Annotated in this window: 12 protein-coding genes; 8 read left to right on the forward strand and 4 right to left on the reverse strand. The window is 75.1% G+C overall.

Annotated features, from left to right (window positions below):
- Positions 1-137: 137 nt before the first annotated feature.
- Positions 138-1,064 (forward strand): AEC family transporter, encoded by a 927-nt coding sequence (locus ABTZ03_RS11020; protein WP_350512595.1) that lies wholly within the window; start codon positions 138-140, stop codon positions 1,062-1,064.
- Between the two features lie 47 nt (positions 1,065-1,111).
- Here the strand turns inward: ABTZ03_RS11020 and ABTZ03_RS11025 are convergent, their stop codons facing one another.
- On the reverse strand, positions 1,112-1,546 hold the full coding sequence (locus ABTZ03_RS11025; RefSeq protein ID WP_350512658.1) for a MarR family winged helix-turn-helix transcriptional regulator: 435 nt from the start codon (positions 1,544-1,546) through the stop codon (positions 1,112-1,114).
- A gap of 142 nt (positions 1,547-1,688) precedes the next feature.
- Here ABTZ03_RS11025 and ABTZ03_RS11030 point away from each other — a divergent pair, with 142 nt between their 5' ends.
- Together ABTZ03_RS11030 and ABTZ03_RS11035 are read left to right on the forward strand one after the other, a co-directional pair.
- The gene (locus tag ABTZ03_RS11030) at positions 1,689-2,579 is read left to right on the forward strand and encodes an alpha/beta fold hydrolase (RefSeq protein WP_350512596.1); all 891 of its coding nucleotides are present in this window, start codon (positions 1,689-1,691) and stop codon (positions 2,577-2,579) included.
- Positions 2,580-2,785: 206 nt separating this feature from the next.
- Positions 2,786-3,316, forward strand: a complete 531-nt coding sequence (locus ABTZ03_RS11035) for a hypothetical protein (RefSeq protein WP_350512597.1) — start codon at positions 2,786-2,788, stop codon at positions 3,314-3,316.
- Positions 3,317-3,398: 82 nt separating this feature from the next.
- Here ABTZ03_RS11035 and ABTZ03_RS11040 read toward each other — a convergent pair whose 3' ends face one another.
- Positions 3,399-3,662 (reverse strand): dsRBD fold-containing protein, encoded by a 264-nt coding sequence (locus tag ABTZ03_RS11040; RefSeq protein ID WP_350512598.1) that lies wholly within the window; start codon positions 3,660-3,662, stop codon positions 3,399-3,401.
- 308 nt (positions 3,663-3,970) lie between these two features.
- Here ABTZ03_RS11040 and ABTZ03_RS11045 point away from each other — a divergent pair, with 308 nt between their 5' ends.
- From ABTZ03_RS11045 to polX, 4 genes are all read left to right on the forward strand, one after another.
- Complete coding sequence (locus tag ABTZ03_RS11045; RefSeq protein WP_350512599.1) at positions 3,971-4,924, forward strand: DMT family transporter; 954 nt, start codon at positions 3,971-3,973, stop codon at positions 4,922-4,924.
- A gap of 8 nt (positions 4,925-4,932) precedes the next feature.
- The gene (locus ABTZ03_RS11050; RefSeq protein ID WP_350512600.1) at positions 4,933-5,610 is read left to right on the forward strand and encodes a DUF6629 family protein; all 678 of its coding nucleotides are present in this window, start codon (positions 4,933-4,935) and stop codon (positions 5,608-5,610) included.
- 227 nt (positions 5,611-5,837) lie between these two features.
- Positions 5,838-6,566 carry a histidine kinase gene (locus tag ABTZ03_RS11055; protein WP_350512601.1) on the forward strand — a complete coding sequence of 243 codons (729 nt, stop codon included), beginning with the start codon at positions 5,838-5,840 and terminating at the stop codon, positions 6,564-6,566.
- Positions 6,567-6,687: 121 nt separating this feature from the next.
- Complete coding sequence (gene polX, locus ABTZ03_RS11060; RefSeq protein ID WP_350512602.1) at positions 6,688-8,457, forward strand: DNA polymerase/3'-5' exonuclease PolX; 1,770 nt, start codon at positions 6,688-6,690, stop codon at positions 8,455-8,457.
- 74 nt (positions 8,458-8,531) lie between these two features.
- Here polX and ABTZ03_RS11065 read toward each other — a convergent pair whose 3' ends face one another.
- Together ABTZ03_RS11065 and ABTZ03_RS11070 are read right to left on the reverse strand one after the other, a co-directional pair.
- Complete coding sequence (locus ABTZ03_RS11065; protein WP_350512603.1) at positions 8,532-9,404, reverse strand: carbohydrate kinase family protein; 873 nt, start codon at positions 9,402-9,404, stop codon at positions 8,532-8,534.
- 3 nt (positions 9,405-9,407) lie between these two features.
- Positions 9,408-10,442 (reverse strand): pseudouridine-5'-phosphate glycosidase, encoded by a 1,035-nt coding sequence (locus tag ABTZ03_RS11070; RefSeq protein WP_350512604.1) that lies wholly within the window; start codon positions 10,440-10,442, stop codon positions 9,408-9,410.
- 139 nt (positions 10,443-10,581) lie between these two features.
- Here ABTZ03_RS11070 and ABTZ03_RS11075 point away from each other — a divergent pair, with 139 nt between their 5' ends.
- Entirely contained in the window at positions 10,582-11,484 is a 903-nt protein-coding gene (locus ABTZ03_RS11075) for a LysR family transcriptional regulator (protein WP_350512605.1), read from the forward strand.
- Positions 11,485-11,504: the final 20 nt, after the last annotated feature.

Genomic DNA, 11,504 nt, shown 5'->3' on the forward strand with positions numbered 1-11,504 from the left:
CCCGGCCCGACGATCAACTCCCCGACGGCCACTGGTTTACTGCCTCAGGGGGGTTCTCGGCGGTTTCGGTGGTCCTGGCCCCTCGGGCGGGTGACACCCGCCGCACCCGGCAGGCCCGTCGAGCGATCCGAGGAACCATGCACGCCCTCCACCCGCTGCTGTCCGCCTTCGCCCCGATCTGGGTGCTCACCGCGGTCGGCTACGTCGTCGCCCGCGCCGGACTGCTCGGAGCGCAGGCGGAGTTGGTGCTGACCCGGTTCGTCTTCCACGTCGCGATGCCGGCCGCGCTCTTCCTGATGATCGCCCGTACCCCGCTGGGGCACTTCGCCAACGCGTCGATGCTCGCCTTCGTGTCCGGCACCACGGTCGCGACCGGCCTCGGACTGCTCGTCGGGCGGCTGCTGTTCCGGCGCGAGCGCGGTGAACTGGCGATCGGCGCGATGGCCTCCGGCTACGTCAACTCCGCCAACCTCGGCATCCCGGTGACCATGCAGGTGGTCGGCGACGCCTCCTTCGTCGGACCGGTGATCCTCTTCCAGATCCTGCTGGTCACCCCGGCCGTGCTGGCCGTCCTGGACAGCGGTGCGGCCGGTCGCCGGGCCCTGCTCACCCTGCCGCTGCGCAACCCGATCCTGATCGCCACCGCCCTCGGCGCGGTCGCCTCGGCGACCGGGTTCCGCCTGCCCGCCGAACTCCACCACTCCGCCGAGCTGCTGGGCGGCGCCGGAGTGCCGACCGCCCTGGTCGCCCTCGGCATGTCGCTGCACAACCGGCCGCCCGCGGACGGCCGTTCGCGCCGCGCGGAGCTCGGGCTGACGGTCGCGATCAAGACCCTGGTCCAACCGCTGGTCGCGCTGCTCGTGGCCGGCCCGGTGCTCCACCTGCCCATGCACCAACTGCTCACCGTGGTGCTGTTCTCCGCTCTGCCGACGGCCCAGAACATCTACACCTACGCCCGCGAGTACGGACAGGGCACCGAGCTCGCCCGGGACACCGTGCTCTGGTCGACGCTGGTCTCGATGGCGACACTCTCCCTGATCGCCTGGAGCCTCGGACCCGCGTAACCCCCCGTCCGCCGCCGGGCCCTTGCTCCCGCACACGGCCCCGCGCCCTACTCCGCGCGGGCGGCGGCCACCACCGAGGTCATCGCCTCCAGGAAGCGCCGGGCCGTCGCCAGCTCCGCCGGGTCGAACCGGCCCATCGCCGTGACCAGGTCCCCGATCAGCCCGCCGAAGAAGCCCTCCCCCAGCTCCATCGCCCGTTGCTCCACCACCAGCCGCACCTTCCGCCGGTCCCCCGGATCGCGCTCCCGGCGGATCAGCCCGAGCCGTTCGAGCCGGTCCACCAGGCCGGTGGTCCCGGCCGAGTTCAGCCGCAGCGCCTCGCCGAGCCGCCCCGGGGTGACCACCTCCCCGGCCCGGGCGGCGTCCAGCAGGTGGATCAGCGCCCGAAGATCGGTCGGGTGCAGGCCGCTGCGGGCGGCGAACTCCGCCCCGAACAGGTCGAGTTCGACCGTCAGACCGCGCAGCAGGTGGACCAGCCGCATCGGCTCCTCAACCTCGGGCACCCTGCCCTCCTTTCTCGGGCACGCGCGTGCCATTATTCTCTCGTTCAGCGAGAGACTCGCTCAACGAGTGAGTTTGTGCCATATCCGCACGCGATCACACCACACCTCGCGGAGGCCCAGCATGTCCGCCCGCACCGACCGCTCCCCGGCGCCGCACCTCGCCCCCTTCCTCGCCGCCTACGACCGGCTGCTCGCCCGGTGGCCCGTCCCGGTCGAACCGCTCACCGTCCGCACCGCCCACGGCACCACCCGGGTCAACGCCTGCGGCCCCGCCGACGGACGCCCCCTCGTGCTGCTCCACGGCGGCGGCGCCACCTCCACCATGTGGTTCGCCAACGCCGGAGCCTGGGCCGAGGCCAGGCACCGCGTCCTCGCCGTCGACCTCATCGGCGACCCCGGCCGCAGCGTCCACGACGGCACCCCGCTCGGCGACGTCCCCGGCCTGCACGGCTGGCTGGACGCCGTGCTCGACCGACTCGGCGTCACCGAAGCCGACTTCTGCGGCCACTCGTACGGCGGCTGGATCGCCCTCACCTACACCCTGCACGCCCCCGCCCGGGTCGGCCGCCTCGCCCTGCTCGACCCCACCCAGTGCTTCGCTGGCTTCCGCCCCGGCTACCTACTGCACGCCCTCCCCCTCTTCCTCCCCGGCCGCACCCCGGCCCGCGCCCACGCCTTCCTCGACTGGGAGACCGCCGGCAGCCCCCGCACCGGCCCCGACTGGCGCGAGGTCTACGCCCTCGGCTACGCCGACTTCCCCGCCTCCCGCGTCATCACCGGCCCCCGGCCCACCCCGGCCCGCCTCGGCACCCTCACCACCCCCCTCCTCGCCCTCTACGCCGACCGCTCCCGCGCCCTCGACCCCCACCGCGCCGCCGAAGCCACCCGCCGGACCGTCCCCCACGCCACCGTGACCACCGTCCCGGGCGCCACCCACCACGACTTCCCGGTGGCCGCCGCCCCCGAGGTCAACCGTCACGTCCTCACCTTCCTCACCCGGCCCACCCCCTGACCCCCACCCACCGCACCACGGCCCGCCCCCGATGGGCTACCGGCAGGGAATCCCGAGGCCGCGATCCGGTAGCCCACGGACCATCACGGCGCCCGGCGGCCGGAAACCGACGCACCCGTCAAGTCTCCTGCCCCGGCGGACACTTGGCGCTGACACACTGTCGCCCCGCAGCCGCACCACTCCCACGCCTCCCCCCTGGAGCAGCCATGGCCGTGTTCCTCCGACGCCTCGCCCCCGCGGCGGTGCTCGCGCTCGCCGCCCTGACCGTCGCCCCGAGCGGTGCCTCCGCCGCCACCGACGGGCCGACCCTGACCATCGACGCCTCCCCGGCCGGGCACCTGGGGCTGACCTGGTCGGTCCTGGGCCAGCGCGGCACCTCGGTGCACGTCGGGACGGACAGCCTCAGCAACCCCTACCTCGGCGACACCGCCCCCGGGACCGAACTGCCGGTGCTCTGCATCCGGGTGGACGACCGCCCGGCCCCGGACGGGATCCCGACCAGCGGCTTCCACAGCTGGGCCGGCGGCGAGGTGGCGGCGACCGACCCGACCGCGGGCTCCGACCTCACCGGCCGGGACGTCGGCGACGGGCTGTGCGCGGACACCTTCGGCGGCGACTGGCGGATGGCCGAGTTCCACGACGGCGAGGGCTGGTCGCTCTGGGCCACCGGCTCGCTCCCGCAGGGCACCCGGTTCTGGACCGCCATCGACGACCAGCCGGCCGACCCCTGGAGCTGACCGGCCCGAGCCGTTCCCGGGGCGGCTGTTCGAGGACGGCCGCCCCGGCCGCGCGAGCGGTTCCGGCACCGTCGGCGGCTCGTCAGTAGATCAGATAACCCGGGCGGCGCCCCTCGTCCTCGATCTCCCCGGTGGCCTGGGCCCGCAGCTTGCGGGACAGCTCCTCCAGGGCCCGGGAGGCCGCGACCTCCTCGCCGATCCTGGCGAGCGGACGGTCCTCGGCGCTCTTCTCGGACTCACCGTGGGCGCTCAGGCCCGGCGCCCTCGCGCCCGTCAACCTGGCGTCGCACACCGTATGCACGCCGTCCTCGTCGAAGCTCAGCTCCACATCCCACTGATTGTGCATGCCACACCTCCAGGCGCCGGCCCCCGTCACGCCGGTCCGGGCCGCGCCGGACGGAGGGCCCGTGGCGGCCGCTCCCACCAGCGTGCGCCCGCCCCACCCGCGGCGGCAAGCGCGGCCGTCGCGGACGGCGGCCGACGGCCGACGGGCGGCCCACGCGGCGGCAGGTGCGGCGCCCGGTGCGGGAGGCCCGCGTCCGATCGGCCCGGCCACCGCCCCGGCGGTACGCTGACGGAAGCGTGCCGCGACCGTCGACCCTCCCCCGGAACCGCCGGCGCGGCGCGGGGCAGCGACAACCTGGTGGTCCCTCCGTGGCGGTCTTCCTCCTCGCTCTGGGCGCGGCCTGCTGTCTGGGACTCGGCTTCGTCCTCCAGCAGCACGCGGCGCAACGGGCCCCCCGTGCCGACCTGCTGCGCTGGCGCCTGCTGCTGGACCTGATGCGGATGCCCGAGTGGCTGCTCGGCACCGGGTTCATGGTGGCCGGGTTGCTGCTGTCCGCGCTCGCGCTGAACCAGGGCGAGGTGTCCCTGGTCGAGCCGTTGCTGGCGACCAACCTGATCTTCGCCATGGCGCTCTCCCGGGTGCTGACCCGTCAGACCCTGGGCCGCTCCGGCTGGGCCGGGGTGCTGCTGCTCGGGCTCGGGGTGACGGCGTTCATCGTGGCCGGGCAGCCCACCGGCGGCGGCCCGCCGGCCGGGGAACTGCGCCACTGGCTGGTGGTCGGCACGGTGGTCGGACTGACCCTGCTGCTGGTGGCGCTCGCCCGCCGGCTGCCGCTGTTCGAGGAGGCCACCCTGCTCGCGCTGGCCGCCGGGCTGCTGTACGGCCTCCAGGACGCGCTCACCCGCACCACCACCCAGCGCCTGGACCACAGCGGGCTCGCCGCGGTGCTGCGCAGCTGGCAGCCGTACGCGGTGGTGGTGGCGGGCGTGGTCGGGCTGCTGCTGGTGCAGAGCGCCTTCGAGGCCGCCCCGCTGCGGATGTCCCTGCCGGCGCTGACCGCCGCCCAACCGCTGTCCGGGATCGCCTGTGCGGTCGGCTTCCTGGGCGACCGGCTGCGGGTCACCCCGGGCGCGCTGGCCTGGCAGGCGGCCGGGCTGGTGGCGATCGTGGTCGGGGTGATCGTGATCGGCCGGCATCCGGCACTGCCCGGCAGCGTCCGGGACACCCTGGAGGGCGTCGGGGCCCCACCGGAGGAACGACCCGCCGACGACGGCGACGCCGCCCGCGACCCGACCGGGAACGGCGAGCAGAAGGGCGAGTAGCGGGACCGATGTGCTGGAGCGCCCAGGCGGACGCCGTGGCCGGCGGGACGGTCGCGGCCGTCGGGCTGGCCTGCCTGGCACGGGTCGCACGGTCCGGTCGGCCACGGCGCCTGCTGCTGGCCGCGCTCCCGCTGGTGCTGGGCGTGCACCAGCTGATCGAGGCGCTGGTCTGGCTCGGCACCGACGGCGGGCTGCCGTCGGCCCCCGCCCGGGCGGCCCGCACCGCCTGGGCGGTGATCGCCCTGCCGCTGCTGCCTGTCCTGGTCCCCGCCGGGGTCCGGTGCGCGGCCGGCGAGCCCGGGCACCCGGCCGGCCCCGGCCGGCGTCGCGCACTCACCGTACTGACCCTGCTGGGCGCGGCGGTGGCGGTCCCGCTCGCGATCGCCGTCGCGGCCCACCCGGTGACGGCCTCCCGGCACGGCCACACCCTCGACTACGCCGTCGGCCTCCCGTACCCGGCCCTCCTGCTCACCGGCTACCTCCTCGCCACCGTCGGCTCCCTTCTGATCAGCGGCGACCGCCTGCTCCACCGGCTCGGCCTGCTCACCGGAGCGGGCGCCGTGGTCTGCGCCCTGCTCTGGCAGCTCGCGTTCGTCTCCACCTGGTGCGCCCTCGCCGCCCTGGCCAGCCTGCTGCTCCTGCACTGGACGGGACAGCCGCCCCCACGAACCGCCCTCGACCGCTGACCCGGCCCGTCTCCCGGGCTCCCGGGAGGCGGGCGGACGTCCCGCCCCGCCGGTCGGCGGTGCGGGGTACCCGCCGCTCGGCGGGGGGCGTGGGCCGGTTCGCGCCCCGGAGCCGGTTGTCACTCGGGCGGAGGAGGCGCAGGCTGGCAGCAGGGCCCGGGAAGCGGCCCGCCCCGGTCGGCCGCGGACTCGATGACGGCCACCGGTCAGGCACGAGGGGCAGGGCGATGGCACGCGGGAAGCTCTGGGGCTACGTCGCGTCGGGCGCCCGGGCGCTGGGTGCGCTCGGCGGCGCGGGCGGCGCCGAGCGCAAGGACGGCCAGGGCGGGCAGGGCGCGCCGGAGGGCCTCGGCCCGTTCCCACCGATCGCGATGGCCGGGCCCAGGACGCTGTCCCGGACGGAGCTCGACCAGCTGCACCGGACCGGCCGGCCGGCCGGGTGCGAGCCGCAGGCGCGGCACGTGCAGGTCGCCGAGGTGGTGCGCCGGGTGCTGCGCGGCGGCGGCCGGGCGGCGGCCGTCACGGTCCGGCTGGCCCCGGGGCTGCCGGTGGTGGCCGGGGACGCCCGCCGGATGGAGGCCGCGATCGCCGGGTTGCTCGACCACGCGATCCGGCGCAGCCCGTCGGACGGCCGGGTGCTGGTCCGGGCGGACGTCCGGCGCATCGGCCCGGCGGCACCCCGGTCCGCGAGCGGACGAGTGGCCGGTGCACGGACGGCCGGTGGACGGCCGGCGGGCGGACGCGGCCGGGAGCGGGTGGAGATCCGGATCTCCGACCGCGGCGCCTACCGGCCGCCCGGGGCCGGGGAGCGGCCGCCGGCGGACCCGCGGCCCACCGGTGCGGTGGGCCCGGCCCTGCGCAACCTGGTGCTGGCGGCCGGTGGCGGCCTCGCGGTCGAACCCACCCCCGGCGGCGGCCTGACCGTGGTGCTGCTGCTCGCGGTCGCCTACGACTGACGTCCGTCCCCTGACATCCCTCCCCTGACGCCTGTCCCCGCACGGCTGACGCCCGACGACCGACCGGAGCCCCGGAACCCGCCGCCCGGCGAACAGCGCCCGCCGAACCTAGACTTGCCGCATGCCCCGGCTCAACGACCAGGTCAGGGAACTGCTCCAGGAGTACGCCGACCTGATCAACATCACCGGCGGGGACGCCTTCCGGGCCCGCGCCTACGAGAAGGCCGCCCGGGCCGTCGGCGGCCACCCCGAGGACCTGGCCGGTCTGGACGTGAAGGGCCTGCAGCAGATCCCGGGCGTCGGCAGGTCCACCGCCGAGAAGATCGCCGAGTACCTCGCCTCCGGGACGATCCCCGCACTGGAGGCCCTGCGGGCCGAGATCCCGTCCGGCGTACGGGAGATGATGGCCGTCCCCAGCGTCGGCCCCAAGCGCGCCCGCACCCTCCACCGTGACCTCGGCATCACCTCGGTCGACGAACTCGCCGCCGCGGTCCGCGCCGACCGGCTCTCCGGCCTGGCCGGTTTCGGCGAGCGCAGCGGCGAGAAGATCCTGCACGGCATCGAGCTGATGCGGCAGTCCGGCGGCCGGACCCTCCTGGACGCCGCGACCGAGCTGGCCGAGCAGCTGGTCGAGGCGCTCTCCGCCGTCCCCGGCTGCACCCGCTGCGCGTACGCGGGTTCGCTGCGCCGGATGCGCGAGACGGTGGGCGACATCGACGTGCTGGCGACCGCCGCCGACTCCGCACCGCTGATGGCCGCGCTCACCGAACTCCCGTACGTGACCGAGGTGATCGGCAGCGGGCCGACCAAGACCTCGGTGCGCACCACCCAGGGGATCCAGGTCGATCTGCGGGTCGTCCCCGAGGAGGACTGGGGCGCCGCACTGGTCTACTTCACCGGGTCCAAGGCGCACAACATCGCGCTGCGCACGCGGGCGGTGCGGGCCGGTCTGAAGCTCTCCGAGTACGGGTTGTTCGAGGTCGGCGGCGAGGAGGACGCCGACCGGAACACCAAGGGCGGCCGGGAGGGCGCCAAGGTGGTCTCCGCGACCGAGGAGGAGGTGTACGCGGCCCTCGGGCTGCCCTGGATCCCGCCGACGCTGCGCGAGGACCGGGGCGAGATCGAGGCCGCGCTGAACGGTGAACTCCCGGACCTGATCCAGGAATCGGACCTGCGCGGCGACCTGCACACCCACACCGACCTCACCGACGGCCTGGCCACCCTCACCGAGATGATCGACACGGCGGCCGCCCGCGGCTACTCCTACTACGCCGTCACCGACCACGCGCCGGACCTGGTGATGCAGCGGATGACCGACGAGAAGATGCTCGCCCAGCGCGCGGAGCTGCGCCGACTCGCCGACCGCCACCGGAAGTTGCGCCTGCTGCACGGCACCGAGCTGAACATCGGCCCGGACGGCGGCGTGGACTGGCCGGCCGGGTTCCTGGCCGGGTTCGACGTCTGCGTGGCCTCGGTGCACTCGCACTTCACCCTCGACCGCGCCACCCAGACCCGCCGGCTGATCCGCGCCTGCGAGAACCCGTACGTCCACGTCATCGGCCACCTCACCACCCGCCGGATCGGCCGGCGCGGGCCGATCGACGTCGACCTGGACGCGGTGTTCGCGGCGGCCGCCCGCACCGGCACCGCGATCGAGATCAACAGCTCGCCGCAGCGGCTCGACCTGCGCGACGAGGACGTCCTGCGGGCCAAGCGGCACGGCGTGCGGTTCGCGATCGACAGCGACGCCCACGCCACCGGCCAGCTGGCCTACCCGCGCTTCGGGATCGGCACGGCACAGCGCGGCTGGCTCACCGTCGAGGACGTCGTCAACGCCTGGACGTGGCAGAAGCTGAAGCACTTCCTCCGCAAGGACGCACTACAGAAGTAGTTCCGGGTTGACTACACCCGTAGTCGACCCGGAACGGCCGCGGCGACGGTCACGGCCACAGCCACAGCCATGACCTACGCGCAACTGGCCCCCGGCGAGCCCAGCACCCGGGCCGCACTGCGGTGCCCGAGGCCGGCCGCCAGGTGCAGGTCCCCGGTGTCCAGGAACCCGGCCAGGAACCCCGCCGCGAAGGCGTCCCCGGCTCCGGTGAGATCGCGCACCTCCGCGACCGGCGGCACCGGCACGGTGAACAGCCCGTCACCCGGGACGTCGACGGTGGTCGCCCCGGCCCCCGCCTTGGTGACCACCGTGGTGGCCGCCAGCCGGGCGCGCTCCGGCCCGGGCAGGCCGTCCACCAGCAGTCCGAGGAAGGCCGACTCGGAACGGTTGGCGAACACGAAGGTCGGCGCCAACCCGGCCAGCAGGGCGAGGAAGCGCTCCCGCCCGTACTCCTCCAGCATGCCGGTGGAGGAGGCGTCCACCGAGGTGGTGCCGCCCGCCCGCCGGACCCGGTCGAGCACGTCGACCGCCGTCCGGCCGACCGGCTCGCCGTCGAAGGAGTACCCGGGCACGTGCAGGTGGGTCAGGCCGGTCAGCCAGTCCTCCGGGACGCGTTCCAGCAGTGTGGCGGCGCCGCGGTCGGGCAGCATGGTCCGCTCGCCGTCCGGGTCGATCAGCACCACGACGCTGCCGGTCCGGCCGTGCCGCTGCACCCGCACGTCCACGCCGTGGCCGCCGAGTTCGGCCACCAAGCCGTCCCCGACCGGGTCCGCGCCGACGCAGCCCAGGAACCGGGCCGGGTACTGCCCGGCGGCGAAGCAGGCGACGTTGGCGGCGCTGCCGCCGCGCCGCCGGAAGACCCGGGCGCCGGAGTCGGTGCCGTGGCGCAGCGGGCCGTCGGTCCAGACCACGATGTCCTCGACGAGGTCGCCGAGCACCCCGAGCACGGCTCAGGCCCCGGTGGGCGCGGCGACGGACCCACCGGCCCCGCCGGTCCCGTCCGGGCCGCTCGCCTCATCGGCTCCACCGGCCCGGCCGGCCGCGGGGATCCGGGCCAGCGCGCCGGCGATCTCCCCGCCGAGCCGGACGTTGCCGCGGTAGACCTCGACGTTGACCTCCAGGCTGCGTCCCCCGGTGTCGCGCTGGATGTGGTCGAGCAGGAACGGGGTGGAGGCGTTGCCGGTGATGCCCCGGCGCTCGGCCTCGGCCCAGGCGCGGGCCAGGATGCCGTCCAGCTCCTCCGGCGGCAACTGCCGGGCCGGGTCGACCGGGTTGGCGATCAGGACGGCCTGCGGCAGGTCGAGCCGGTCGCGGGCGTCGATGATCCGCGCGGCCTCCTCCGGGGACTGGACGGCGAAGTTGATCTCGTGGCCGGAGTCGGTGACGTAGAAGCCGGGGTACCTGGTGGTGCGGTAGCCGATGACCGGGATGTTGAGGGTCTCGAAGCGCTCCAGGGTGGCCCGGATGTCGAGGATCGACTTCACCCCGGCGCTGATCACGGTGACCGGGGTGGCGGCCAGGGTGGTCAGGTCGGCGGACTCGTCGAAGCTCTCGGAGGCGCCGAAGTGGACACCGCCGAGGCCGCCGGTGGAGAACACCCGCACGCCCGCGCGATGGGCCAGGAAGGCGGTGGCGGCGACGGTGGTGCCGCCGTGCCGGCCGAGCGCGGCGACCACCGGCAGGTCGCGCAGGCTGACCTTGTCCAGGCCGTCGGTGGCGGCGAGTTCGGTGATCTGCTCGGTGCTCAGCCCGACCGTGGGGACGCCCGCGTGCACGCCGATGGTGGCGGGGACGACGCCGGCCGCGCGCAGCTGCTGCTCGGCCTCCAGCGCGACGGCGAGGTTGCGCGGCCGCGGCAGTCCGTGGGTGAAGATCGTCGACTCCAGGGCGACCACGGGACGGCCGTCGGCGACGGCCTGCGCGACCTCCTCGGCGACCTGGATGGCGGGGGTGCTGGCAGGGGTGCTGGCGGGCAGTCCGGTCATGGTGTGGGGCTCCCTGTGAGATGCCACTGCGATGGGGCAACGTGCCGTTCAGCGTATGGACGGTTCGGATCGGAAACCAGAATGAGTCCTGGGGTTTCCGATAGGCGAGGGCCTATCGGTTCGCACTAGGATGATCCGCATGGGCTTCACCTTGCGGCAGCTGGAGGTCTTCCTCACCGTCGCCGAGACGCTGCACTTCGGCCGGGCCGCCGAGCGGTTGCACATCTCGCAGCCGACGGTCAGCCAGGAGGTCGCCCGGCTGGAGCGGACCGTCGGCGTCGAGCTGTTCGACCGCAGCCGCCGCTCGGTCGCGCTGACCGAGGCCGGCGAGGTGATGGCCGCCGAGAGCGCACGGCTGCTCGAACAGGCCGGGACACTGCTTGCCCGGGTCCGGCTGCACGAGGAGTCCCGTCTGCGGACGGCCCGGATCGTCGCCTCGCCGAGCGTGGTGAACCGGCTGCTGCCGGCCGTGGTCAGCCGGGCCGAACAGGAGCTGCCCACGCTCCACACCGCCGAACTCGCCGTCGACACCGGCCAGGTGTCCACCACGCTGGCCGGTGAACTCGCCGACATCGGCCTCGGCCGCTTCCTGGCGGACGTCCCCGGCTACCGGCTGGAGCGGATCGCCGACGAGCCGGTCCGGGTCGCCCTCGGCCGGGACCACCCGCTGGCCGGACGGACCGGCCTGCGGCTCGCCGAACTCCGCGACCTGCCACTGCTGTTGTGGCCGCGCGAGCAGCACCCCCGGTACTACGACCATGTGCTCGGCCTGTGCGCCGAGCACGGCATCGACCCGCCGGTGCTGGTCAGCCCGCCCCGGATCGTCGGCTCCCGGCTCTACCTGCTCGCCCGCAACCGCGCCTTCTCCCTGGTGCCCGGCTCGATGACCGGCCACCTCACCGAGGACGTGGCCACCGTACGGCTGGAGGGGCGGGCCACCCTGCCGCTGGAGATGCAGTGGCGCACGGACGACCGACGGCCCCCGCTCGCCACGCTGCGCAACCTGATCCGGCAGGAGGCCGCGGAGTTGGAGGAGTGGTGAGGCGCGGCGGGAACCACTGC

Origin of the sequence: Kitasatospora sp. NPDC096077 (assembly GCF_040303245.1) — a bacterium.
Lineage (GTDB): Bacteria > Actinomycetota > Actinomycetes > Streptomycetales > Streptomycetaceae > Kitasatospora.

Coding starts and splice junctions, on each gene's coding strand:
- ABTZ03_RS11020 (WP_350512595.1), top strand. CDS start 138: ATGCACGCCCTCCACCCGCTGCTGTCCGCCTTCGCCCCGATCTGGGTG.
- ABTZ03_RS11025 (WP_350512658.1), bottom strand. CDS start 1,546: ATGCGGCTGGTCCACCTGCTGCGCGGTCTGACGGTCGAACTCGACCTG.
- ABTZ03_RS11030 (WP_350512596.1), top strand. CDS start 1,689: ATGTCCGCCCGCACCGACCGCTCCCCGGCGCCGCACCTCGCCCCCTTC.
- ABTZ03_RS11035 (WP_350512597.1), top strand. CDS start 2,786: ATGGCCGTGTTCCTCCGACGCCTCGCCCCCGCGGCGGTGCTCGCGCTC.
- ABTZ03_RS11040 (WP_350512598.1), bottom strand. CDS start 3,662: ATGCACAATCAGTGGGATGTGGAGCTGAGCTTCGACGAGGACGGCGTG.
- ABTZ03_RS11050 (WP_350512600.1), top strand. CDS start 4,933: ATGTGCTGGAGCGCCCAGGCGGACGCCGTGGCCGGCGGGACGGTCGCG.
- ABTZ03_RS11055 (WP_350512601.1), top strand. CDS start 5,838: ATGGCACGCGGGAAGCTCTGGGGCTACGTCGCGTCGGGCGCCCGGGCG.
- polX (WP_350512602.1), top strand. CDS start 6,688: ATGCCCCGGCTCAACGACCAGGTCAGGGAACTGCTCCAGGAGTACGCC.
- ABTZ03_RS11070 (WP_350512604.1), bottom strand. CDS start 10,442: ATGACCGGACTGCCCGCCAGCACCCCTGCCAGCACCCCCGCCATCCAG.
- ABTZ03_RS11075 (WP_350512605.1), top strand. CDS start 10,582: ATGGGCTTCACCTTGCGGCAGCTGGAGGTCTTCCTCACCGTCGCCGAG.